The sequence below is a fragment of the Bradyrhizobium sp. Kon58 genome, assembly GCF_055807455.1.
Map to the genome: position 1 here is coordinate 311,231 of NZ_JBVVOT010000004.1, position 22,474 is coordinate 333,704.

Annotated in this window: 22 protein-coding genes; 12 read left to right on the top strand and 10 right to left on the bottom strand. The window is 64.6% G+C overall.

The window, feature by feature from the left end; translation table 11 throughout:
* Positions 1-35: 35 nt before the first annotated feature.
* From AC0L20_RS10180 to AC0L20_RS10190, 3 genes are read right to left on the bottom strand one after another with little or no spacing between them, the layout of a single operon-like run.
* The gene (locus AC0L20_RS10180) at positions 36-1,592 is read right to left on the bottom strand and encodes an MDR family MFS transporter (protein ID WP_027566034.1); all 1,557 of its coding nucleotides are present in this window, start codon (positions 1,590-1,592) and stop codon (positions 36-38) included.
* 15 nt (positions 1,593-1,607) lie between these two features.
* Positions 1,608-2,783 carry an HlyD family secretion protein gene (locus tag AC0L20_RS10185; protein ID WP_473288402.1) on the bottom strand — a complete coding sequence of 392 codons (1,176 nt, stop codon included), beginning with the start codon at positions 2,781-2,783 and terminating at the stop codon, positions 1,608-1,610.
* Complete coding sequence (locus AC0L20_RS10190) at positions 2,776-3,258, bottom strand: MarR family winged helix-turn-helix transcriptional regulator (RefSeq protein ID WP_007598134.1); 483 nt, start codon at positions 3,256-3,258, stop codon at positions 2,776-2,778. The genes AC0L20_RS10185 and AC0L20_RS10190 overlap by 8 nt, the downstream gene beginning before the upstream one ends.
* Positions 3,259-3,415: 157 nt before the next feature.
* On the opposite strand from AC0L20_RS10190, the gene AC0L20_RS10195 reads away from it, so the two are divergent.
* From AC0L20_RS10195 to AC0L20_RS10220, 6 genes are all read left to right on the top strand, one after another.
* A complete protein-coding gene (locus AC0L20_RS10195) occupies positions 3,416-3,910 on the top strand; it encodes a Fur family transcriptional regulator (RefSeq protein ID WP_473288403.1) in 495 nt (164 codons plus the stop codon).
* Positions 3,911-3,946: 36 nt separating this feature from the next.
* Positions 3,947-4,900 carry a DMT family transporter gene (locus tag AC0L20_RS10200; protein ID WP_007615962.1) on the top strand — a complete coding sequence of 318 codons (954 nt, stop codon included), beginning with the start codon at positions 3,947-3,949 and terminating at the stop codon, positions 4,898-4,900.
* Between the two features lie 12 nt (positions 4,901-4,912).
* Positions 4,913-6,196, top strand: coding sequence for a flavodoxin-dependent (E)-4-hydroxy-3-methylbut-2-enyl-diphosphate synthase (ispG, locus tag AC0L20_RS10205; RefSeq protein WP_027514566.1), 1,284 nt, complete (start codon positions 4,913-4,915; stop codon positions 6,194-6,196).
* Between the two features lie 142 nt (positions 6,197-6,338).
* Positions 6,339-7,235, top strand: coding sequence for a TauD/TfdA dioxygenase family protein (locus AC0L20_RS10210; RefSeq protein ID WP_473288404.1), 897 nt, complete (start codon positions 6,339-6,341; stop codon positions 7,233-7,235).
* A gap of 82 nt (positions 7,236-7,317) precedes the next feature.
* The gene (locus AC0L20_RS10215; RefSeq protein WP_473288405.1) at positions 7,318-8,655 is read left to right on the top strand and encodes a Rieske 2Fe-2S domain-containing protein; all 1,338 of its coding nucleotides are present in this window, start codon (positions 7,318-7,320) and stop codon (positions 8,653-8,655) included.
* Between the two features lie 3 nt (positions 8,656-8,658).
* Positions 8,659-9,480 carry an N-acetylmuramoyl-L-alanine amidase gene (locus tag AC0L20_RS10220; protein WP_473288406.1) on the top strand — a complete coding sequence of 274 codons (822 nt, stop codon included), beginning with the start codon at positions 8,659-8,661 and terminating at the stop codon, positions 9,478-9,480.
* Positions 9,481-9,506: 26 nt separating this feature from the next.
* Here the strand turns inward: AC0L20_RS10220 and AC0L20_RS10225 are convergent, their stop codons facing one another.
* The 3 genes from AC0L20_RS10225 to AC0L20_RS10235 form a co-directional block, all read right to left on the bottom strand.
* The gene (locus AC0L20_RS10225) at positions 9,507-11,114 is read right to left on the bottom strand and encodes a Na+/H+ antiporter (RefSeq protein WP_473288407.1); all 1,608 of its coding nucleotides are present in this window, start codon (positions 11,112-11,114) and stop codon (positions 9,507-9,509) included.
* A gap of 48 nt (positions 11,115-11,162) precedes the next feature.
* The gene (gene bla, locus AC0L20_RS10230; RefSeq protein ID WP_473288408.1) at positions 11,163-12,032 is read right to left on the bottom strand and encodes a class A beta-lactamase; all 870 of its coding nucleotides are present in this window, start codon (positions 12,030-12,032) and stop codon (positions 11,163-11,165) included.
* 194 nt (positions 12,033-12,226) lie between these two features.
* Positions 12,227-12,601, bottom strand: a complete 375-nt coding sequence (locus AC0L20_RS10235) for a nuclear transport factor 2 family protein (RefSeq protein WP_007598116.1) — start codon at positions 12,599-12,601, stop codon at positions 12,227-12,229.
* 94 nt (positions 12,602-12,695) lie between these two features.
* Here AC0L20_RS10235 and AC0L20_RS10240 point away from each other — a divergent pair, with 94 nt between their 5' ends.
* Positions 12,696-13,124 carry a GFA family protein gene (locus AC0L20_RS10240; RefSeq protein WP_473288409.1) on the top strand — a complete coding sequence of 143 codons (429 nt, stop codon included), beginning with the start codon at positions 12,696-12,698 and terminating at the stop codon, positions 13,122-13,124.
* 180 nt (positions 13,125-13,304) lie between these two features.
* A complete protein-coding gene (locus AC0L20_RS10245; protein WP_473288410.1) occupies positions 13,305-15,131 on the top strand; it encodes a caspase family protein in 1,827 nt (608 codons plus the stop codon).
* A gap of 36 nt (positions 15,132-15,167) precedes the next feature.
* Here the strand turns inward: AC0L20_RS10245 and AC0L20_RS10250 are convergent, their stop codons facing one another.
* Complete coding sequence (locus tag AC0L20_RS10250; RefSeq protein WP_473288411.1) at positions 15,168-15,860, bottom strand: DUF1345 domain-containing protein; 693 nt, start codon at positions 15,858-15,860, stop codon at positions 15,168-15,170.
* A 7-nt stretch (positions 15,861-15,867) separates the two neighbouring features.
* Positions 15,868-16,791, bottom strand: a complete 924-nt coding sequence (locus AC0L20_RS10255) for a polyprenyl synthetase family protein (protein ID WP_027566019.1) — start codon at positions 16,789-16,791, stop codon at positions 15,868-15,870.
* Between the two features lie 160 nt (positions 16,792-16,951).
* On the opposite strand from AC0L20_RS10255, the gene mtgA reads away from it, so the two are divergent.
* The 3 genes from mtgA to AC0L20_RS10270 all read left to right on the top strand — a co-directional run bounded on the left by mtgA (position 16,952) and on the right by AC0L20_RS10270 (position 18,763).
* Positions 16,952-17,626 carry a monofunctional biosynthetic peptidoglycan transglycosylase gene (gene mtgA / locus AC0L20_RS10260; RefSeq protein ID WP_473288412.1) on the top strand — a complete coding sequence of 225 codons (675 nt, stop codon included), beginning with the start codon at positions 16,952-16,954 and terminating at the stop codon, positions 17,624-17,626.
* A 169-nt stretch (positions 17,627-17,795) separates the two neighbouring features.
* Positions 17,796-17,978: a 50S ribosomal protein L32 gene (gene rpmF / locus AC0L20_RS10265; protein ID WP_007598106.1), complete on the top strand. Its 183-nt coding sequence runs from the start codon at positions 17,796-17,798 to the stop codon at positions 17,976-17,978.
* Between the two features lie 143 nt (positions 17,979-18,121).
* Positions 18,122-18,763, top strand: a complete 642-nt coding sequence (locus AC0L20_RS10270) for a hypothetical protein (protein ID WP_473288413.1) — start codon at positions 18,122-18,124, stop codon at positions 18,761-18,763.
* Positions 18,764-18,769: 6 nt separating this feature from the next.
* On the opposite strand, the gene AC0L20_RS10275 is transcribed toward AC0L20_RS10270, so the two are convergent.
* Positions 18,770-19,030: a hypothetical protein gene (locus AC0L20_RS10275; RefSeq protein WP_473288414.1), complete on the bottom strand. Its 261-nt coding sequence runs from the start codon at positions 19,028-19,030 to the stop codon at positions 18,770-18,772.
* Positions 19,031-19,251: 221 nt separating this feature from the next.
* Here AC0L20_RS10275 and AC0L20_RS10280 point away from each other — a divergent pair, with 221 nt between their 5' ends.
* Positions 19,252-20,946, top strand: coding sequence for an EAL domain-containing protein (locus tag AC0L20_RS10280; RefSeq protein ID WP_473288415.1), 1,695 nt, complete (start codon positions 19,252-19,254; stop codon positions 20,944-20,946).
* An 18-nt stretch (positions 20,947-20,964) separates the two neighbouring features.
* Here AC0L20_RS10280 and AC0L20_RS10285 read toward each other — a convergent pair whose 3' ends face one another.
* On the bottom strand, positions 20,965-22,473 hold the full coding sequence (locus AC0L20_RS10285) for a tripartite tricarboxylate transporter permease (RefSeq protein ID WP_473288416.1): 1,509 nt from the start codon (positions 22,471-22,473) through the stop codon (positions 20,965-20,967).
* Position 22,474: the final 1 nt, after the last annotated feature.

The window sequence follows — 22,474 nt, forward strand, 5'->3', positions numbered from 1 at the left end:
CCGCTGTCGTCCCGGCGAAGGCCGGGACGACGGCGTTACTCCATCACGGCATGTTCCGGCCCCGCTGCCTGCTTGCGCAGGGTGGCCTTGGTCGAGCCGATCAGCAGGGCGAGCGGGATGGTGCAGAGGATGAAGAACATCACCAGCTCGTAGTCATGCGCGAAGGCGATGATCTGCGCCTGCACGCTGACCATGCGATCAGCCATGGCACGGCCGGCGTCGGTGGAGAGATTGATCATGCCGCTGACGCTGGGCATCTGGAGCGCATGGTTGAATGGGTTGATGTGCTCGGACAGGATCGCGTAAGTCCGCCGCGTGCCCTGTGTCAGCTGGGCGATGACGACCGAAATACCCACCGAACTCGCGACGTTGCGCATCAGGGTCAGCATCGCGGTGCCGTCGGTGCGCAGCTCATTCGATAAGGTGAGGAACGCCACCGTCGATAGTGGCACGAAGACGAGGCCGAAGCCGAAGCCCTGGATGACGCTGACCGTCACGATCTCCGGCACCTGGGTCAAATCGGTCCAGCCGGTCATCTGGAACAGCGAGCCCGCGGTCAGCGTCAGGCCGGTGATGATCAGCGTGCGGGCTTCGATGTAACGCATCATGCGGCCGACCAGCATCATGGCGAAGAAGGTGCCGAAGCCGCGGCTCGCCAGCAGCAGGCCCGCGGTGATGATGGGATAGCCGATCACGTTCTGCATGTAGGGCGAGGCCAGCGCCATGGTCGAGAACAGCACGAGGCCCATCACGACCATGAACATGCAGCCGGTGACGAAATTGCGATCCCTGAACAGCGCGAAGCGGATGAACGGCGTCGAGGTCGTGAAGGAGTGCGCGATGAAGAAGTAGAAGGCGACGGCCGAGACGATGAACTCCGCAAGGATCTCGCCCGATTCGAGCCAGCCCAATTGCTCGCCGCGGTCGAGCGCGAGCTGAAGCGAGCCGATCGCGACCGCCAGCGCCGCGAAGCCGAACCAGTCGAATCTGAGACTGAGATCCTTCCGGGTCTCGTCCATGAAGATGATCAGCCCGATCACGGTGATGGCGCCGAACGGCAAATTGACGAAGAACACCCAGTGCCAGGAATAAGTCTCGGTCAGCCAGGCGCCGAGCGAGGGACCCATGATTGGCCCCATCATCACGCCCATGCCCCAGATCGACATCGCCTTGGCGCGTTCCTGGAGCGTATAATAGTCGAGCATCACCGATTGCGACAACGGCACCAGGGCGGCGCCGAACACGCCCTGCAGCAGGCGGAACAGCACCATCTGGTTGATGTCCTGCGCGAGCCCGCACAGCACCGATGCCATGGTGAAGCCGGCCGAGCAGATGATGAAGATGCGCTTGCGGCCGAAGCGGTTGGCGATCCAGCCCACCGGTGCCGTCATGATCGCGGCGGCGACGATATAGGATGTCAGCACCCAGTTGATCTGGTCCTGCGAAGCCGACAGCGTGCCCTGCATGTAGGGCAGGGCGACGTTGGCGATGGTGGTGTCCAGCGCCTGCATGATGGTCGCCGTCATGGCGCAGATCGTCACCATGTTCCGGCGCAGGCCGGGAACCATCAAATGGGCATTCGGGCCGGACATCGGATCAATCCTGTCTCAGTCTTTGTCCGTATCTTTGTCTTGGCTCGCGGTCGCCGACAGGCCGAGCAGGCCGGCGAGCGAGCGCCGGTGGCCGGTGTCGATGGTCGCGTAGACGCTCATGCCGGCTTTCAGCTTGCGCACGGATTTATCGGTCTCGTCGAAATAGATGCGGATCGGCACGCGCTGCACCACCTTGACGAAATTGCCGCTGGCGTTCTGCGGCGGCAGGATCGCGAATTGCGCGCCGGTGCCGGGCGAGAGCGAGCCGATCTTGCCCTTGAAGGTATGGTTCGGGAACGCGTCGACCTCGAGCGTGACCGGCTGTCCTTCGGTGACGTAGGTGAGGTCGCTCTCCTTCGGATTGGCGTCGACCCAGGGATGGGCCACGTCGATGATGGAGAACACCGGCGTGCCGGCAGCGACGTAGCGGCCGAGCTGGATCTGCTCGACCTGGGTTGCCACGCCATCCATCGGCGCCCGCAGCACGGTGTGGTCGAGGTTGCGCTGGGCATCGTCCAGCTTGGCTTTCGCTTGCGCATAGGCCGGGAACTGCTCCAGCGGCAACTCGGGATTGCCGAGCAATTGGGTCTTGGCGTTTGAGAGTTGCTGCTTGATGTATTGCGCCTGCGCGCCAGCGGTCACCAGTGCGTTCGATGCGTTGTCGAGATCGAGCTGCGAGCCGTAATTGTTCTTCACCAGCGACTGTTTGCGCTCGACGTCGCGCTGCTTCAGGTCCATGCCCTGCTGAGCGAGATTGAGCATGTCGCCGTAGATCTTGATGTTGGCAACGAGATTGTCATAGGTGACGCGGGCTTGGGCGAGTTGCGCTTTGGCTTCTTCCAATGCGTGACGGAACGGAGCGGGGTCGATCTCGAACAGCTCGTCGCCGTGCTTGACGATCTGGCCCTCCTTGACGACGACCTTCTGGATTTTGCCGGAGATATCGGGCGTCACCAGCACCTTCTGGGCGCCGACATAGGCGTCGTCGGTGCCGACGTAACGGCCGCCATTGAGATAGAAGGTGAAGCCGGCAGTCGCGACGACGAGCGGCAGCACGACCAGGAGCAGCACGCGGCGATAGCGGCGCAGGCCCGCCACCAGGCGGCGGCGCGGATTGGTGCCGGCTTTCTTGGTGGGCTTGCCGCCATCGATTTTCTGCTCGGGCTGGAACTTGAGAACCTGATCAGCCATAGCGCTGCTCCTTACGCGCTTGTTCCGCTCCGCTGGTCTGGATCGCGGACCGCACGTTTTCCTTGATTGTTTCGAGTTGGGTGAGGAGGCGGTGGGCGTCCGCCGGAGTGATGCCGTCGAGCGCGTTGGCCGTGAGCTCGGACTTCAGCCCGCTCATCCGCCCGAGCAATTGCCGCCCGGCCTTCTTCAGGTACAGCCGCTTGACGCGGCGGTCCGAAGGATCGTTGCGTCGCTCGATCCAGTCGCTGTCGCAGAGTTTGTCGATCAGGCGTGTCAGCGTGATCGGCTGCACCTCGAGAAGCTCGGCGAGCTCCGACTGCTTCATGCCCTCGCTGCGCTCGACCTTGGCCAGCACCGCCCATTGCGCGCGGGTGATGCCGAAGCGCGAGGCTTCCTTGTCGGCATAAACCCGGAGCAGGCGATAAAGCTCGGCGAGCGTAAACAGGAAATTCTGGTCCACGGGCCCCGGGCTCATGAGCTTGGTCTCCAATAAGCTTGGAATATAATAAGCAAGCTTATGATTATTTCATGGCGGGTTTGCGGGACACTGTCCCGCAGGCCGAGCATGGCTGATGGCCGCATCGCGGGTCCCGCTTTGGGTTCCCCTTTCGAAATGCTAGAACGCCGGTCGCATGACCCTCGCAAAGCCGGCATTTCCCGCGCCCGACCACGATCACGGCCGCTGCACCGCGGATGCGCTGGCGCATGCCGAAGCCGTCTGCGGAGAGCGCGCGCAGAAATTCACGCCGATACGCCGCCATGTGCTGGGGGCGCTGCTCTCGAGCCACCGGCCGCTCGGCGCCTATGAGGTGATCGACGAGCTGGCAAAGTCGATGCCGCGGCCGGCGCCGATCACGGTCTATCGTGCTCTCGATTTCCTGATGGCCAACGGCCTCGTGCACCGGATCGAAAGCCGCAACGCCTATCTCGCCTGCGCCGCTCACGACCACGACGCGACCTCGGCGGTGACGTTCCTGATCTGCGAGCGCTGTGGTCTGGTCGGTGAGATTCCGTCGGCTTCCTTCGCCAAGGACCTCAACGCCGCGGCGCGCAGCTCAGGCTTCGCTCCCAAATTGTCCGTGGTGGAAATCACGGGCGTTTGTACGCATTGTCAGAAAGCTGCATAGAGCAACAACGGCGCAAAGCCGGTTTTTCAGGAAGAAATGTCCTCACCTCAAGCCATACCGTCCGCCGGTCGTCCCCTCAGTGCCGGCGCCATCGCCCTGATGCTCATGCTGTGCCTGACCTGGGGGTTCAACCAGATCGCGGTGAAGCTGGTGCTGCCGGACATCCCGCCGATGCTTCAGGCCACGTTCCGTTCGATGGGCGCGCTGCCGGTGCTGTTCATCATCGGCAGCTTGCGCGGCGTTAAATTCTTCGAGCGCGACGGCACCTGGAAGCCGGGCGTGATCGCCGGACTGATGTTCGGCATCGAGTTCGTGCTGATCTTCCAGGGCCTGCGCTTCACACCGGCGTCGCGGGCGGTCGTGTTCCTCTACACCGCGCCGTTCTTCGTCGCGCTCGGCTCCTACCAGGTGCTCGGCGAGCGACTTGGCGGGACGCAATGGCTGGGGCTCGCCATCAGCTTTGCCGGCGTCGCACTCGCGATCGGCGTGCCGCAGCCCAACGTCGATTCGCATGTCCTGCTCGGCGATCTCATGATCGTCGGCGGCGCCGCGCTGTGGGCGGCGACCACGCTGGTTGCCAAGGGCACCCGGCTGCGCTTCGCGGCGCCCGAGAAGGCGCTGGGCTATCAGGTCGCGACCTCGATCCCGATCCTGGGGCTGGCCGCCTGGCTGTTCGGGGAGACCATCCCCCACACCCCGTCGCCGCTGTCACTGGGCCTGATGGCCTTCCAGGCGATCTGGGTCGTGGGAACCACGTTCACGCTTTGGTTCGCGCTGGTGAAGACCTATTCGGCCAGCAAATTGTCGGCTTTTACCTTCATCACCCCTTTGTTTGGCGTGGTGGGTAGCTATTTCATCATGCACGACACGCTGAACCTGACATTCGGGGCTGCCGCCGTCCTTGTCATTGCTGGGCTTTTTCTGGTTAACCGTCCCAGCCAATCCGCTGCGGCACCGCGCGATGCATTGCTGAACGTCACCAAAACCTGATATTTGGACGCCATGAACAAGCTCGAAAAGACCATCGATTCCGACGTTGCGGGCCCCGCGCCCCGGCACAAGACCACCCAGGTCAAGGTCGGCGACGTCGCCGTCGGCGGCGGTGCGCCGATCGTCGTGCAGTCGATGACCAACACCGACACCGCCGATATCGACGGCACCATTGCCCAGGTCGCAGCGCTCGCCCGCGCCGGCTCCGAAATGGTCCGCATCACCGTGGACCGTGAGGAGGCCGCCGCCGCCGTCCCGCACATCCGCGACGGCCTGCTCAAGCGCGGCATCACCACGCCGCTGATCGGCGACTTCCACTATATCGGCCACAAGCTGCTCGCGGCCTATCCGGCCTGCGCCGAGGCGCTCGCCAAATATCGCATCAATCCCGGCAATGTCGGCTTCAAGGACAAGCGCGACACCCAGTTTGCCGACATCATCGAGATCGCCAACAAGAACAACAAGCCGGTGCGCATCGGCGCCAATTGGGGTTCGCTCGACCAGGAGCTCTTGACCAAGCTGATGGACGAGAACGCCGCGTCCGCCGATCCGCGCGACGTGCGCGCGGTGACGCGCGAGGCCATGGTGCAGTCCGCGCTGCTCTCGGCCGCGCGCGCCGAAGAGCTCGGCATGCCGAAGGATCGCATCATCCTCTCGGCCAAAGTCTCGGCCGTGCAGGATCTGATCGCGGTCTATCAGGATCTCGCCAGCCGTTCCGATTACGCGATCCATCTCGGCCTGACCGAGGCCGGCATGGGCACCAAGGGGATCGTGGCGTCCTCGGCCGCGCTCGGCATCCTGTTGCAGCAGGGCATCGGCGACACCATCCGCATCTCACTGACGCCGGAGCCCGGCGGCGACCGTACCCGCGAGGTTCAGGTCGGCCAGGAGCTCCTGCAGACCATGGGCTTCCGCACCTTCGTGCCGCTGGTTGCGGCGTGCCCCGGCTGCGGCCGTACCACCTCGACCACGTTCCAGGAGCTGGCCAGCTCGATCCAGGGTTTCATCCGCGACGAGATGCCGACCTGGAAGACGAAATATCCCGGCGTGGAAGAGCTCAACGTCGCGGTGATGGGCTGCATCGTCAACGGCCCCGGCGAATCCAAGCACGCCAATATCGGCATCTCGCTGCCGGGCACGGGCGAGGCGCCGGCTGCCCCGGTGTTCGTCGACGGCAAGAAGTTCCGCACCCTGCGCGGCCCGACCATCTCCGCCGACTTCAAGGCGCTCGTGATCGACTACATCGAGCAGCGCTACGGCCAGGGCGCCAAGGTGCCGGTGACCGCGGCGGAGTAGTATTGCTCCGCTTTTGCGGCGTGTAGCCCGGATGGAGCGCAGCGAAATCCGGGTTCTCGCAAGCTGACGAACTCAACCCGGATTGCGCTTCGCTCCATCCGGGCTACGATGTCCCCAATCAAGAGCGATCGGGAGACACGCCATGAGCTCACTCGCCGGCAAGCAGGGTCCGCGCTACCGCCATGCGGCGGACGACGGCGCGCCGTACGAGACCATCGCGGTCGAAAAGCTCACGCCCATCATCGGCGCGGAAATCTCCGGCGTCGACATTGGCAAACTCGTTTCCGACGATGCCCGCTCCAACCGGCAGATGGACGAGGTCCATCGCGCGCTTGCCGAAAACCTCGTCATCTTCTTCCGCGACCAGGCCATCACGCCCCAACAGCATCTCGCCTTCGGTCGCAAGTTCGGCGAGCTGCATTTTCATCCCGCTGCTCCGCATGAGGATGAAGACCCGGCGCTGATGAAGATCTATGCGGATGCGAATTCGCCGCGCGCCAACGGCGAGGGTTGGCATTCCGACGTGTCCTGCGATCTCGAGCCGCCGATGGGCTCGATCCTCTACATCAAGCAGTGCCCGCCGCGCGGCGGCGACACGTTGTTTGCCAACATGTACGCAGCGTACGAGGCGCTGTCGGACCGGATGAAGGCCTATCTCGACGGCTTGACCGCGCTGCATGACGGCGAGCCGATCTATCGCGGGCTCTACGCCAATTACGGCGTCGCTGACCGCCCGTCCTATCCGAGTGCCGAGCATCCCGTGGTGCGCACGCATCCGGTCACCGGCAAGAAGGCGCTTTACGTCAACCGCGGCTTCACCCGCCACATCAACGGAATCCCGCGCGACGAGAGCGATGCGATGCTGGCCTATCTCTACCAGCACGCCGAGAACCCGCTGTTCCAGTGCCGCTTCCGCTGGACCGAGAACGCCATCGCGTTCTGGGACAACCGCTGCACCCAGCACCGCGCGATGTGGGACTACTGGCCGCACACGCGCTCCGGCACGCGCGTGACGGTGAAGGGGGAGCGGCCGGTTTAACCCGCCTGCGCACCGCGTTCCGCGTTGACGTCTTCCCGCATCCGCGCCAATCTTCCCGAAAAACAAATCGGGAGGATCATCCATGCTCCGCGCCGAGGACAACAAATTCCTGACTGAGTCCGGTCCCGGAACGGGCATGGGCGAATTGTTGCGCCGGTTCTGGATTCCCGTGCTTCTGTCCGAAGAACTTCCCGAACCCGACGGCGAGCCGAAGAAGATCGTCGTGCTCGGCGAGGAGCTGCTCGCGTTCCGCGATACGCGCGGCGTTGTCGGATTAATCGACCAGTATTGCCCGCATCGGGGCGCCAATCTCTGGCTTGGGCGCAATGAGGAATGCGGCATCCGCTGCGTCTATCACGGCTGGAAGTTCGATACCGACGGAAGCTGCGTCGACATGCCGACCTCCTATCCCGATCTCAACGCCAAGGATCTCATCCGCATCAAATCCTATCCGGCGCGCGAATGGGGCGAGATGATCTGGGCCTATATGGGTCCCGCGGATGCGATGCCCGAGCTGCCCGATCTCGAAATGGCGCTGCTGCCGGCCTCGCACCGCTACGTCAGCAAGAAATGGCAGGACTGCAACTGGGTGCAGGCGCTGGAAGGCTCGATCGACACCGCGCATTTCACCTTCGCCCATCTCTCCTTCGACAAGGAGGAGAACGAGATTCTGGACATCAAGAAGCATTTCGTGAATCCGGTCGCGCGGATGTCGAGCGATCACATGCGCTGGATCGCCGAAGACCCACGGCCTGTGATCAAGATCCAGGCGCACCCGGCTGGCCTCACCATCGCCGGCGGGCGGCTCACAGGCGGCGACAACATCTACTGGCGCATCGCGCAATTTCTGATGCCGTTCCACGCCTATGCCCCGAGCGCGATGCCGGGCGAGAACATCTTTGGCCAGACCTTCGTGCCCGTCACCGACACCAATTGCTGGATCTACACCTATGCCTGGAACCCGGAGCGGCCGCTGACGCAAGCCGAGCGTGACGCCTTTGACCGCGGCAATGGCGTGATCGCGGAGGTCGGTGACAATTACGTGCCGCTGCGCCACAAGGGCAACGACTATCTGATCGACCGCAAGCTGCAGAAGACCAGGAGCTATACCGGCATCAAGGGCGTCTCCGAACAGGACGCGGCCGTGCAGGACAGCCAGGGCCCGATCGCCGACCGCACCCGCGAGCATCTCAGTCCGACCGATCTCGGTATCATGCATTTCCGGAAAGTCGTGATGGAGCTGGCGCGGGCGCTTCAGCAGGGCGAGCCGCCGCCGCAGGCCACGCATCAGGATCGCTACGCCGTGCGCTCGGGCGCCTGCGTCACCAGCAAGGCCAAGGACCTTTCCGCGGTGATGCTGGAGCGTTTCGGTGACGTCACGGGCTTTGTCGGCCGGCCGCGAATCGCGGCAGCGGAGTAGCGTTTGGGGCAGCCGCGCAGCATCATCGCAAGTCTCGTCTCGACGCTGGTCGCGTCGATCTTGCTATGGTCGCTGGCGCCTGCAGGTGAGGGCCATGCTGCTGTCACTCGAAAAATCGTGAAGCCCAAGCCGCCGCACGCGCCGGTCAAATGTGAGATGTCGAAATTCCGGATCGTCGTGGATGTCGGGCACACCCCGGACTCCTACGGCGCGTTGAGCGCACGCAACGACACTGAGTTCGGCTTCAACTTCCGGCTTGCGAGTCTGATCACGGCGAAGCTCAAGGCCGAAGGCTTTGCCGCGACCCGGCTGCTCGTCACCGACGGCAAGGCGCGGCCGAGCCTGCTCAAACGTGTCAGTACTGCGAATGACGGCCGGGCCGATCTCTTCCTGTCGATCCATCACGATTCGGTGCCGGACAAGCTGATCGAGACCTGGGAGTTCGATGGCGCGAACAGCTATTTCAGCGATCGCTTTTCGGGCCACTCTCTGTTCGTGTCGCAGCGGAATCCGCACTACGCCGCAAGCCTGATGCTGGCCCGGATGATCGGCCGGCAGCTAAAGGATCAGGACCTGCATTATGCCGGCCAATACACCCTGCCGGTGATGGGCCGCTACCGGCGCCAATTGCTCGACAAGGATGTCGGTGTCTACCGCTATGACGGGCTCGTCGTGCTCTCGCAAACGCGCAGCGCCGCAGTGCTGCTCGAAGCGGGCTCCATCATCAACCGCGACGAGGAGATGGCGATGAACTCCCCGGAGCGGCAGGAGATCATTGCGGGCGCCGTGGCGGTGGCGATGAAGGAATTTTGCGAGAGGCGGTAGCTTGCGCCGCTAGCAATGACGGGAATCTATAGCGGCCCTCCCCGATACTCCCGGTTCGCCAAACTCGCCTCCTCCAGATCCAGATCCCGCTCGATCCGCCGCCGCGTCTCGTCGGTGATCTGGCCGTCGCGCAGCAGCTCGTGAATGAATTTGCGCTCGGCGGCGATCAGGTCGCGGGTCAAGGCGGTGCCGGCGGCGGAGACGTCGTGGTGGGCGGGATCGAGCGAATCGGGCAGCTGGTTGACCCGAATCTCGTGTCGCGCGCGCAGGAGCCGCATCACCTCGTCCGACACGTCCTTCTCCTCGGTCAGCGCGTCGAGCGACTTCAGGGCGGCATCGAGGGCCTGGCGCCGTGCCGCGATCTCGGCCTCGTGCTCGGCGGCATGCTCGCTGCGGCCGGCTTCGGCGACACCGAGCCAACGCACCACCGGGGGCAGGGTGAGGCCGACGCCGATCAGCGTGATGAAGATGACGCCGAAGGCAACGAACAGGATCAGGTCGCGAAACGGAAAGGCCTCGCCGCCCGGCAGCGTGAACGGCAGCGCCAGCGCTGCCGCCAGCGACACCGCGCCGCGTACGCCGGTGAACGCAAGCACGAACGGCCATTGCCATGGTGGTGACGGATCGCGCGCGCGCAGCGACTTGCTGAGGATCCGGGGCAGATAGGTCGCGGGATAGAGCCACGCGAAGCGCGCGATCACGACGACCGCCAGCACCACGACGGTCGCGATCACGATGTCGTCGAGCGGGAACGCCTTCGACTTCTCGTAGAGCGCGCGCATCTGGAACCCGGTGAGCAGGAACAGCAAGCCCTCGATCAGATAGATCACGAGGTCCCAGAAGAAGATGCCTTGCAGGCGCGTCGATGCCGAGATCAGCAGCGGGCCGTTCCAGCTGACATAGAGGCCACAGGCGACGGTGGCGATCACGCCGGAGCCGCCGAGATGCTCGGGCAGCCAGTAGGACACGTAGGGCGTGATCAACGACAGTGTCAGCTCGACCTGCGGATCTCCCGACCATTTGCGGAACCGTAGGGAGAGCCAGCCGACACCGATGCCGAAGGCGATCTCGCCGGCGACGATGAGCAAGAACTCGCCGCCCGCCAGAGGCAGCGAGAAATGCCCGACCATGATTGCGGCGAGCGCGAAGCGGTAGAGGATCAGCGCGGTGGCGTCATTCGCGAGCCCTTCGCCTTCGAGGATGACCATGAGCCTGCGCGGCAGATGCAGCCGGCGCGCGATCGCGAGCGGCGCCACCACGTCGGGCGGCGCCACGATGGCGCCGAGCAGGAAGCCGATGGTCCAGGGCAGGCCGATGAAATAATGCGTAGCGGTTGCGACCAACGCCGCGGTGAAGATCACCGCGCCGACCGCCAGCAGCACGATCGGGCGAAGATTCTTTTTGAACTCGCGCCAGCTCATCGCGACGCTCGCCGAGTAGATCAGCGGCGGCAGCACCATCAGCAGCACCAGTTCCGGCGGCAGCTCGACCGGCGGCATGCCCGGCACGAAGGCAAGGCCGACACCGGAGAGCATCAGCAGAATGGCGGGCGCGATGTTGAAGCGGCGGGCGACAAGCGCGGTGCCCGCCAGTACGGCGAGCAGGATGAGAAAGGTCTGAAATTTCGCTTCCATGATGATCTGTCTTCACCCGGAAGCGGCCGGAAGGTCAATGCATGCGGCTCACGCCAGCCGCTCGGCCACGACGCGGCCGATGCGTGCGAACACGGCTTCGATCTGTGTCGCGCTCGGCGTGCCGCCCTGGGTATAGGCCGCGATCAGGATCGGCGCATCCGGCTTCGTGTCGATTTTGGGCCAGGCCACCGCGATATCGCCGGAGGCGTCCTTGCCGTTGTTGCCGGTCTTGTCGCCGATCTTCCAGCTTGCGGGGAGCCCGCCACGCAGCCGGTTCGCACCGGTCTTGCAACCCACCATCCATTCCGTGAGTTGAGCACGCGAGGTGGCCGACAGCGCCTCGCCCGTGAGCAGCCGGCGCAGATTGCCTGCCATCGCCGCCGGCGTCGTGGTGTCGTGGGGATCGCCGGGCGGTGAGCGGTTGAGCTCCGGCTCGTTGTGGTCGAGCCGCGAGGTGGTGTCGCCAAGCGATCGCCAGAACGCGGTGAGTGCGGCGGGACCGCCGATCCGCGCCAACAGCAAATTGGCGCAGGTGTTGTCGCTGAGCTCGACGATCGCCTTGCACATCTCGGTGACCGACATTGCGCCGGCGGCAATGTTCTGCTTGGCGACCGGTGCGTACTCCAGCAGGTCGGCCTTGCCGTACGGGATCATGGCCGCAAGCTGATCCTCCCCGCGATCGACCCGCGCCAGGACGCAAGCCGCCAGCGAAGCCTTGAAGGTCGAGCACATGACGAACCGTTCGTCGGCGCGCCAAGCGAGCTTTGCGCCGGTCGCGAGGTTCTCGGCATAGACCCCGATCCGGCCGCCACTCTCGCGCTCATAGGTTTCGAATTCAGGTAATGCGTCTGCGGCGAGCGTGGGGGAGGCGGCAATCCAGCACAGCGAGGCGAGCAGCGAACGGCGATCGAGAGGCATGGGGGACCTTTTGAGCGGGACGGGCGGCGCCGTGGAGATGCGGCGTGCACTCCATCCGCGCAGTCATTGCGAGCGCAGCGAAGCAATCCAGCCTGCCTCCGCGGAAAGACTCTGGATTGCTTCGCTTCGCTCGCAATGACGGAGGATGTGGGACGAGTGCGCCCGATTTCGGGCAGCGGAAGATTAGGCCCCCCTCACTCGCGCAGGTCATACCGATAAGACTTCGATACGATCTGCCAGCCATCGGCGAGCTTCATCGCCACCAGATAGTCGGTGAAAAAACGCGGCGGCAGTTGGCACCGGACCTTGATGAAGGCGGTCTTGTCGTCGGAACGGTCGATGGTGACAATGAAATCCTCGCGCGGCTTGCCTTCGGCCTTGCCGGAGGGGCGCTTGCGCACCCGGTCGAGCCAGTCCGGCACGGTCAGCACCTGCAGCTCACCCTTCTCGACCCAGCGCAAATCGGCCGAGGGATGGAAGATGGCGCCGAGTTTTTCGGCATCGCCCTCGTAAAGTCCGTCGAAATAGGATTGCACGACGGCTTCGACGCTCGAACGGTTCTGGCTCATGGGTCATCCCTTTGACTGATGGCTCGGGGCGAACTTAGTCGTACAGATCGAAATGCGCTATGGGAGTGCGTACCATTTGCGCGAGGACACTGTGATGACCGGATCAGAGAATTCGAACGCTCGTATCCTGGTCGGCGAATGCTATTGCCGCGCCGTGCGCTACGAGGTGGCGGACGCGTTCTCTTATGCGTTGAACTGTCATTGCTCGGATTGCCGCCGCACCACCGGCGCCGCCTTCAAGCCGTTCGCCGGCATCGAGCAGAGCAAGCTCCGCATCGTCAGGGGCGAGAACCAGCGAACCATCTACGGTGACGACACAACCCACGACGCCCACTGCGCCCGTTGCGGGTCGCTGCTTTATTCCCGGGTGCGCGAGGGAAAATGGGTCCATGTCGCCATGGGAACCCTGGTCGATGCCCCCTCGATCCGACCGAGCGCCCACATTTTCGTGGGCTCGAAGGCGCCCTGGCACGAGATTACGGATAATCTGCCGCAATATCAGGGCCACGTGGGAGATGCCTGAGGGAACCTGCTGCGCGCCTGTTTCTCGGCGAACCACGCCCGGACTGGCGCGACAAACAAAAGGGGCCTTTTGGCCTGCCGCTGGCGCCACCTTCGTGACCTCCATCACAAGCGCTCGCGGCGGATCCTGCTAAAGCCATCCCAAAGGGGCTTGAAATGCCCTGAACCCGGAAGTCGTGCCATGCGCAAATTGCTCAGACTTTGCCCCCTTCTCCTTGCCGTCGCGCTGCTATTCGGCACCGGGCCGGCTTTCGCCGGAAAGCGCGTCGCGCTGGTGATCGCCAACTCCGCCTATCAGCATGCGCCGTCGCTGACGAACCCCGTCAATGACGGTTCGGTGATGACCAGGACGCTGAAGGAGGCCGGGTTCGACATCGTCGATTCCCGGCGCGATCTGACGGCGCAGGACACGCGGCGCGTGCTGCGCGAATTCGCCGACGGGACCCGCGATGCCGATATCGCTGTGGTCTATTATGCCGGCCACGGCATCGAGGTCGAAGGCTCGAACTATCTGATCCCTGTCGACGCCAAGCTGGAGCGTGACACCGACGTCTTTGACGAGGCGCTCTCCCTCGACCGCGTCCTGGTTGCGGTCGAACCGGCCAAGCAGCTTCGCCTGGTGATCCTGGATGCCTGCCGTGACAATCCCTTCGGCAAGACCATGAAGCGCACGGTTGCCTCGCGCGGCATCGGCCGCGGCCTCGCCCAGGTTGAGCCGACCAGCCCCAACACGCTGATCGCCTATTCGGCCAAGGCCGGCTTCACGGCGCAGGATGGTGACGGTGCCAACAGCCCCTTCACCGTGGCGCTGTCCAAGCATCTGACGACGCCGGGCCTCGACGTCCGCCGCGCCTTCGGCTTCGTGCGGGACGACGTGCTCAAGTCGACGGGTAACAAGCAGGAGCCGTTCGTCTATGGCTCGCTCGGCGGCGAGGACGTGCCGCTGGTGCCGGTCAAGGTGACGGCCGCGGCTGCCGCTGCGCCCGCGCCGAACCCTCAGGCCGACATCCGCCGCGATTACGAGCTCGCGCTCCAGGTTGGCAACAGGCCGGCGTGGGATGCGTTCCTCGCCCAGCATCCCGACGGCTTCTATGCGAGTCTCGCCAAGCTTCAGGTCGAAAAAATCGGCGCCGAGCAGGCTCATGCGGCGGCCACCGAGAAGGCGAAACAGGCCGAGGCCGAGCGCGATCGTCTTGCCGCACTTGGCGCGCAGAAGGATACGCAGGCCAAGGCAGCCGCCGATGCGAAGGCCGCAGAGCAGGTACAGCTTGCCGCGCAAAAGGCCAAGGAGCAGGCGCAGCAGCAGGCGGCCGCCGCCGAGCAGCAGCGCGTCAATCTCGCCGCCGCGGCGCCGGGTGCAGCGCCAGCCAGCACGGCGAGCCCAGCCGGCACCAACGTCGCGTCGCTGACGCCGGCCACCGCGCCGGCCGATCTCAGCCGCTCGGTACAGACCGAGCTCGGCCGGGTCGGCTGCTTCTCCGGCGCCGCCGACGGCAACTGGACGACGTCCGCGCAGCGCTCGTTGTCGCAGTTCAACCGTTACGCCGGCACCAAGCTCGACGTGAAGGTGGCGAGCACCGATGCACTCGATACGGTCAAGTCAAAGCAGTCGCGCGTCTGTCCGCTGGTTTGCGAGCACGGCTTCAAGGCCGACGGGGATAAGTGCACCAAGATCGTCTGCCGAGATGGCTATGCGCTCAACGACGACAACGAGTGCGAGAAGCAGCGTGCGGCCAAGCCCGCCAAGCCTTCGACCGCAAAGCGTGACGACGGCGACGAGCGTCCCGCACGGCAGCGTCGTCAAACTGGCGGCGAAGCTGCCGGAGCAGCGGGTGGCTTTGGCGGCGCTGCCGGCATTGCTGCTGCCGCTGGCGCCAGCCGTCGCTCGAGTGGCGGACAGCTATTCTGCAATAGCGGCGGCTGCCGTCCGGTCAACCGAGGCTGCCATCTCGAATATCGCGGCGGCGGCGGCCCCGGCAACGATGCCAATGCCGAGGTCTGTAATTAACTCCCAATGTCGTCCTGGCGAAAGCCAGGACGACGACTACGTCGAGATCGCGCTCGCCGCGATGTTGACCGTCAGCGCCAGCAAGGCCGTATTGTAGATGAATGAGATAATGCCGTGCGCGGTGGCGGTGCGGCGGATGGTCTTATCGGATATGCCGACGTCGGAGACCTGCGCGGTCATGCCGATCACGAACGAGAAATAGACGAAGTCCCAATAATCCGCGTGGTCTTCCTTGTCGCCGCTGGGAAACTGAAGGCCGCCCGGCGTGGCGTGCCGGTAGTAATCATGCGCGTAATGCAGCGCGAAGATCGTGTGCACGGCGGCCCATGACAATACGATGGTGGTGATTGCGATGCTCAGCTCCAGGACGCCGCGATGCGGCGTCCCAAGCTCGGAGACGATCGCGGCGATGCTGGCGAAGGCGCCGATCGCCGTCACCAGCAGGATCACGAAGCGACCGTCGTCCTGCATCGCAGCGGCGCGGCGGATGTGCTGGTGGTCGTTGCACAGCATCATCGCGTAGACCAGCACCAGATAAACGGCGATCAACGCATCCCAGCCGAACAGAAGCCGGGTGACCAGCCGGTGCGAACCCGGGATGAGCAGGCAGACGAGAATACCAACGGCAAGCGACATGAACGTCCGCGGCCGCGCATAGATCAGCCGCATCGGCCGCGACATCTTGCGAAAGCGGGCGAGGGCGGGGTCTTCCTTGTTGCCGCCCGCCATCGCCCTATCAGCTCTTCCGTTCGGCCACGAACCGCGCAGCCGCTTGCAGCACGGCGGCGCGATCGCCGAAAATCGAGACCGCGCTGTCGGCGCGCGCGAGCAGGTCGCGTACGCGCTGCTTGGCGCCTTCGATGCCGAGCTGGGTGACAAAGGTTGTCTTGCCGAGAGCTGCATCGGCGCCGGCAGGCTTGCCAAGCGCGGCGGCATCACCTTCGACGTCGAGCAGATCGTCGGCGATCTGGAAGGCTTCGCCGAGCGCGCGGCCGTAATCGTCGAGCGCCTGATATTCCTTTTGCGAGGCCTGGCCGAGGATCGCGCCGGCGATGCAGCCGTAGCGCAGCAGGGCGCCGGTCTTCATCTGCTGAATGCGGGCGACGTCGATCGGCTCGTTGCCGCCAAAGCGGCCTTCGCCGGCAAGGTCGAGAATCTGGCCGCCGACCATGCCGCCGATGCCGGCGCAGCGCGCCAGCGCGCGGGTCAGCAGGAGCCTGACATTGGCGTCGCGATGGATCTCGTCGCGGGTGATGATGTCGAAGGCAAGCGTCAACAGGCCGTCACCGGCGAGGATCGCGGTCGCGTCGTCGGTCTTCTTGTGCAAGGTCGGACGGCCGCGGCGCAGGTCCGAATTGTCCATCGCCGGCAGATCGTCATGGATCAGCGAGTAGCAGTGGATGCATTCGAGGGCGGCGCCCACGAGCAGCGCGGCTTCGCGGGGAACACCGAACACCGCCGCGCTCTCGACCACCAGGAAGGGCCGCAGGCGCTTGCCGCCATTCAGGCTCGAATAGCGCATTGCGTCCATCAGTCGCTTGGGCCGGGCGATCTCATCGGGCAGGATGTCGTCCGACAGCAGGCGCCCGAGCAGCGCCTCGGTGTCATCAGCGGTCTTGTCCAGACGTTTGGCGAAATCGGACGGGGACGTGCCGGTCATCAAGAAGGGCTCCAGAACTAAAATTCGGCGGGACAATCCTTTATGCGCCCGCCTCAGTCAATCGTTTGGAAGGCCTAAAAAGTGCTGGAAAAGGCCCGAATTATCACAGACTTAATGCCGGGCCCGTGGCCGCGTTTCGTTCTGCGCCGGAAAGGTTGATTTGCGCGTCGTCAAAACCCTTCTCCTGGTGCTCGCGGTCGCGGCTCTCGCGCCCTATGTCGTCGCGCCGTTCTACCGCACCGGTCATCCCGTTTCGACGCTGATGATCTGGCGCTCGCTTCGGGGTGCGCCGATGCAGCGGGAATGGATCGATCTGGCGGCGATGTCGCCCTCGCTGCCACGCTCGGTGGTGGCGGCCGAGGACGCCCATTTCTGCAAGCATCACGGTATCGACTGGGGCGCGCTGCGTGAGGCGGTCGACGATGCCCGGGAGGACGGCACCCCGTTCCGGGGCGCTTCCACCATCACCCAGCAGGTGGCGAAAAACCTGTTCCTCTGGCAGGGGCGGGACTTCGTCCGCAAGGCGCTGGAATTCCCGCTGGCGCTGTGGATCGATCTCGTCCTGCCCAAGGCACGGATCCTGGAGATTTACCTCAACATCGCCGAGCTGGGGCCACAGGGCCAGTTTGGGGCCGAGGCGGGCAGCGCCTATGCCTTCGGCAAATCGGCGGCGAACCTCTCCCCCCGGGAGGCGGCGCTTCTGGCCTCGATCCTGCCGAATCCGGTCAAACGCAGCGCCAGGACGCCGGGACCGGGTGTCCGGCGGCTGGCCGGGACCTATGTGGCGAGGGCGCAGGCCAGCTCGCTTTCGACCTGCTGGCGGGAGAATCGCTGATTTCCGGTCCTTTTCGGGCGCATTTTCCGGCCCAGAGCCCTAGATTTAAGGCAGGCCTTCCTCTATAAGCCCGGCCTTGACCGGCATTCAGCTCGCCTCGGTTTGCGGGTGCTGAGCCGTCCCTCCGCGGACGATGCCCTGATGACACCAATCCCTAGAGGATACTGAAATGGCCGTTCCGAGAAGAAAAACCTCGCCGTCGCGCCGCGGCATGCGCCGCTCGGCTGACGCCATCAAGAAGCCGACCTATGTGGAAGACAAGGATTCCGGCGAACTCCGTCGTCCGCACCATCTCGACCTCAAGACCGGCATGTACAAGGGCCGTCAGGTCCTGAAGAAGAAAGAGTCCTGAGTTCGGGACCTTTCTTTGGGCAGGACGATCGGCCCTGCCTGATTTCGGCCAACCCATGAGATATGACAGTGACGGCGGCGGAGCGAATGCTTCGCCGCCGCATTGTCCTGTCTGGATATCTTGATCGAGAAGGCATTTCGCCGATGGTCGGTTTCCCGCTGCTCCTGATCCCGCTCGCGGTCTACAACATCATCGCCTTCCTGATGCCTAGCGTGTCCTTTGCGGACGTGCTGTTCAGGGTGCCGATGATCACGGGCGAGGCCTGGCCGGTCACGCTCGCCGACGTGATGCTCGCGCTAGGTGTCGTGCTGCTGCTGCTCGAGGTGGTCAAGGGCGCGCGGCCCGGGTCGAAATTCCTGATGGATCATTTGCTGTCGCTGATCGTGTTCGGCGCGGCTGCGGCCGAATTCGTGATGTGGCCCAAATTCGGCAACTCCACCTATTTCCTTCTGGTGCTGCTGGCGATGGCCGATTTCCTCGGCGGAATCGCCCAGCGCACCCGCCGCCGCGTCGCTTATGTCGCCGAAACGACGGTGCCAGCGCCGCGCAAGGCCAGGCGTCAGGCCGAGACGCCGGCGGATGAGTTCGAGCCCAAGTTCGAGCCAGTGTCCGCTCCGCAACCAGCTCCGGCGGAGCCGCCCGCGCCCACGGCGCAATCGGTCGCCGAATCCGTACTGATGGATCATCCCGCGCCGAAGCCTGTGAGTACGCCCTCGCCGGAAATCCCCTCGCCGCATTTGCAGCCGGGCAACGGCACCCAGCCGTCTCCCGACGCGCCGCGCTGATCTACTTCAAGCCAGCTGCCGCGTGCGCGCGGTGACGCTGGGAAGTGAGCGCTTGCTGCCATAGGCGACCTGCGCATCCGCGGAAGACACGCGGCGGAGCCGGCTCGCCTGGGGCAGGTGCTCGGCATTGGCGATGAGCTGGGCGACGAAGCTCGGATCGGGGCGCGGCAGCGGTGCCTTGTGGACCCACTGCAAAACCGGCATCAGCGGCACCAGGGCCGAGCCTGTGCCGTTGTCCGCCACGTCCACTTGATCCGTACTCAACATCGCAATCACCGTTGACCCGGCCTGGATTGTCGCGTTTGGAGACGCTGGCGCCGGTGCGTGTCATGTACTCGCAAGGCCTATGCCGGGCGGGCCGGTTGGGTTCCTGTGCGAGGACAAACGTGGTTTCCAAATTGTTTATCAACTTTGCCTAGGGTCAATGGCGAATCTGGCTTTATCCTGTGCCGACTCAGGACTCCCCGCTGTCCCGAAACGAGGCGATTTTGACCCCCGCATTGCCGCAAGCCTCCGACATCCTGGCTGCCCTCGGCCAGGCCGTGTTCGCCTGGGACATCGCCAGCGATGCCATCGTCTGGGGTGAGCAGGTCGGCGCCATCTTCCCCGGGATTCCCACCGAACGGCTGGCCACCGGCGCCGAATTCGCAAAGCTGATCGAGCCCGCGCAATCGCTGCGGACCGCCGCGCTGGCGCAGACCTCGGCCGTGCATGGCGCCGACGGCACGCCCTACCGGGTCGAGTACGGCGTGCGCATGAGCGCCGCCGATCCCGTGGTCTGGATCGAGGAGACCGGCCGCTGGTTCGCCGGCCCCCACGGCCGACCGGTGCGTGCGATCGGCTCCGTCCGCATCAACAATGAACGCCATGCCCGCGACGAGGAACTGACGAAGCTCGCCCGGCTCGATCCGCTGACCGGCGAGCTCAATCGCTCGCATCTGATCGCCGCGCTGGCCGAGGCCATCGAGGAGACGACCCGTTTCCGCTCGACCGCGGCCTTCATGCTGGTCGGCATCGATCATCTCGCGCGTGTCAACGAAGCCTTCGGCTTCGACGTTGCAGACGCCGTGATCCTCGACGTCGCCACGCGCATTCGCGCGCGCTTGCGCGGCGGCGACGTGCTCGGCCGCTTCTCCGGCAACAAGTTCGGCCTGATCCTGAAGAACTGCACCGTCGACGACATGAACGTCGCCGCCGAGCGCTTCCTCGCCGGCATCCGCGACGAGGTGGTGCCGACCAAATCCGGCCCGGTGTCGGTCACCGCCTCGATCGGCGCGGTCAGCGTGCCGCGCTATGCCCGCAACACCGATGAAGCCGTCAATCGCGCCCACGAGACCCTGGACACCGCGAAACAACGCCGGGTCGGCTCGTTCGCAGCCTGGCGCCCGGATGCCGCGCGCGACGCCCAGCGCCGCGTCAACATCCGCGTCACCGACGAGATCGTCACCGCACTGAACGAGCGCCGCATCAAGCTGGCCTATGAGCCGGTGGTTGCCGCCCTCTCGCGCGAGTGCGCTTTTCACGAATGCCTGGTGCGGATGGACCAGGGCGACGGCCAGGTGCTGCTCGCGCCCGACATCGTGCCGGTCGCGGAACGGCTCGGCCTGATCCGCCTGGTCGATCACCGCGTGCTCGAGCTCGTGGTCGCCGAGCTCGCCGCCGCGCCCGACATCTGCCTCAGCCTCAACATCTCGCCGGACACCACCATGGATCCCGATTGGTGGGCCGGAATCGAATCGCTGATGCGGGCCCATCCCGGCGTCGCCGAGCGGCTGATCGTCGAGATCACCGAGACCGTCGCGATCCAGGACATCGACGATGTGCGCGGCTTCGTCACCCGGCTGAAAAATTTCGGCAGCCGCATCGCCATCGACGATTTCGGCGCCGGCTACACCTCGTTCCGCAATTTGCGCAAGCTCGGCGTAGACATCGTGAAGATCGACGGCGCCTTCGTGCAGAACATCACCCGTTCCGCCGACGACCGCGCCTTCGTGCAGACCCTGATCGACCTCGCCCGCCGCCTCGACATCAAGACGGTGGCCGAATGGGTGCAGGACGAAGAAGCTGCGAACATGCTGCGCGACTGGGGCTGCGACTACATCCAGGGCCGCCTGATCGGGCTCGCCTCAGCCGACCGCCCCTGGGGCGCGCCGCCGGACAGCGCGCTGCCCGCGGCAGGGTAAGACAACCCTACCAAGCCTTCACGCCCCCTCGTCCAGCGCCACGAGCTCGCGCTTCTTGCGCAACGCGGGTAATAGCGGCGCTATCAGCAGCACCAGCGCGAGCGCAAGACACGCCGCCGAGATCGGGCGCTGCACGAATGTCCAGAGGTCGCCCTGCGACAGGATCAGCGACTTGCGCAGATTGTTCTCCATCATCGGTCCCAGCACGAATGCCAGCACCAGCGGCGCGGGCTCGAAGCCGAGCTTGCGCATGAAATAACCGATGATGCCGAATGCGATCATCACATAGACGTCGAACACGTTGTTGCTTGAGCAGTAGACGCCAAGGATCGTGAACAGGATGATCAACGGAAACAGGATATTGTAGGGCAGCTTGAGTAGCTGCACCCACATGCCGATCAGTGGCAAATTGAGGATCAGCAGCATGACATTGCCGATATACATGCTGGCAACGATGCCCCAGAACAGGCCGGGGTTTTGCGTGATCAGCAGCGGTCCCGGTTGCAGGCCGTGGATGACAAAGGCGCCGAGCAGCAGCGCCATCACCACGTTCGGGGGGATGCCCAAGGTCATCAGCGGAATGAACGCGCCGCCGGCCGCCGCGTTGTTGGCGGATTCGGGACCCGCTACGCCCTCGATCGCGCCATGGCCGAAACGCTCGGGCGTTTTCGACAGCCGCTTCTCCAGCGCATAGGACGCGAATGAGGCCACCACCGCGCCGCCGCCCGGGAGAATGCCGAGCAGGAAGCCGAGTAACGTGCCACGCGCCACCGGGCCGGCGCTCGCTTGCCAATCGGCCTTGTTGGGCAACAGCTGCGTGATCTTGGCGTTGATGATGTCGCGTTTGATCGCCTGCTCGGTATTGAGCAGCACCTCGGCGACGCCGAACAGGCCCATCACGACGGGCACGAGCCCGATGCCGTCGATCAGTTCCATGCGGCCGAACGTCAGCCGCGGCTGCGCCGTGATGCTGTCGAGGCCGATCAGTCCGAGCACGACGCCGATACATGCCATCAGAAGCGCCTTTGGCATCGATCCCTGAGTAAGGAAAGTGAGTACGATGAGGCCGAGCACCATCAGGCTGAAATATTCGGCTGGGCCGAACGCGATGGCGATGTTGGCGAGCCGCGGTGCCACCAACATTAGCGCAACGAGCGAAAATGTGCCGGCGATGAAGGAACCGAAAGCGGAGATGCCCAGCGCAGGGCCCGCGCGGCCCCGCTTCGCCATCTGGTGACCGTCGATACAGGTCACGACGGAAGCTGCCTCGCCGGGAATGTTGACCAGGATCGAGGTGGTCGAGCCGCCATACATCGAGCCGTAATAGATCCCCGCCATCATGATGATGCCGGATTCCGGCGTTCCTGACAGTGTCACCGGAAGCAACAACGACATCGCCGAGATCGGTCCGATGCCTGGCAGCACGCCGACTAACGTACCGATGAAGACGCCGATGAAGCAGTAGAGCAGGTTGATCGGTAGGAGCGCGATGCCAAACCCGTGCGCGACGTTGACGAGCGTATCCATG

What these genes read in the sequence shown, in the direction of transcription:
- AC0L20_RS10180 (WP_027566034.1), bottom strand. Translation starts at nt 1,592, where the DNA reads ATGTCCGGCCCGAATGCCCATTTGATGGTTCCCGGCCTGCGCCGGAAC.
- AC0L20_RS10185 (WP_473288402.1), bottom strand. Translation starts at nt 2,783, where the DNA reads ATGGCTGATCAGGTTCTCAAGTTCCAGCCCGAGCAGAAAATCGATGGC.
- AC0L20_RS10190 (WP_007598134.1), bottom strand. Translation starts at nt 3,258, where the DNA reads ATGAGCCCGGGGCCCGTGGACCAGAATTTCCTGTTTACGCTCGCCGAG.
- AC0L20_RS10195 (WP_473288403.1), top strand. Translation starts at nt 3,416, where the DNA reads ATGACCCTCGCAAAGCCGGCATTTCCCGCGCCCGACCACGATCACGGC.
- AC0L20_RS10200 (WP_007615962.1), top strand. Translation starts at nt 3,947, where the DNA reads ATGTCCTCACCTCAAGCCATACCGTCCGCCGGTCGTCCCCTCAGTGCC.
- ispG (WP_027514566.1), top strand. Translation starts at nt 4,913, where the DNA reads ATGAACAAGCTCGAAAAGACCATCGATTCCGACGTTGCGGGCCCCGCG.
- AC0L20_RS10210 (WP_473288404.1), top strand. Translation starts at nt 6,339, where the DNA reads ATGAGCTCACTCGCCGGCAAGCAGGGTCCGCGCTACCGCCATGCGGCG.
- AC0L20_RS10215 (WP_473288405.1), top strand. Translation starts at nt 7,318, where the DNA reads ATGCTCCGCGCCGAGGACAACAAATTCCTGACTGAGTCCGGTCCCGGA.
- AC0L20_RS10225 (WP_473288407.1), bottom strand. Translation starts at nt 11,114, where the DNA reads ATGGAAGCGAAATTTCAGACCTTTCTCATCCTGCTCGCCGTACTGGCG.
- bla (WP_473288408.1), bottom strand. Translation starts at nt 12,032, where the DNA reads ATGCCTCTCGATCGCCGTTCGCTGCTCGCCTCGCTGTGCTGGATTGCC.
- AC0L20_RS10235 (WP_007598116.1), bottom strand. Translation starts at nt 12,601, where the DNA reads ATGAGCCAGAACCGTTCGAGCGTCGAAGCCGTCGTGCAATCCTATTTC.
- AC0L20_RS10240 (WP_473288409.1), top strand. Translation starts at nt 12,696, where the DNA reads ATGACCGGATCAGAGAATTCGAACGCTCGTATCCTGGTCGGCGAATGC.
- AC0L20_RS10245 (WP_473288410.1), top strand. Translation starts at nt 13,305, where the DNA reads ATGCGCAAATTGCTCAGACTTTGCCCCCTTCTCCTTGCCGTCGCGCTG.
- AC0L20_RS10250 (WP_473288411.1), bottom strand. Translation starts at nt 15,860, where the DNA reads ATGGCGGGCGGCAACAAGGAAGACCCCGCCCTCGCCCGCTTTCGCAAG.
- AC0L20_RS10255 (WP_027566019.1), bottom strand. Translation starts at nt 16,791, where the DNA reads ATGACCGGCACGTCCCCGTCCGATTTCGCCAAACGTCTGGACAAGACC.
- rpmF (WP_007598106.1), top strand. Translation starts at nt 17,796, where the DNA reads ATGGCCGTTCCGAGAAGAAAAACCTCGCCGTCGCGCCGCGGCATGCGC.
- AC0L20_RS10270 (WP_473288413.1), top strand. Translation starts at nt 18,122, where the DNA reads ATGGTCGGTTTCCCGCTGCTCCTGATCCCGCTCGCGGTCTACAACATC.
- AC0L20_RS10275 (WP_473288414.1), bottom strand. Translation starts at nt 19,030, where the DNA reads ATGTTGAGTACGGATCAAGTGGACGTGGCGGACAACGGCACAGGCTCG.
- AC0L20_RS10285 (WP_473288416.1), bottom strand. Translation starts at nt 22,473, where the DNA reads ATGGATACGCTCGTCAACGTCGCGCACGGGTTTGGCATCGCGCTCCTA.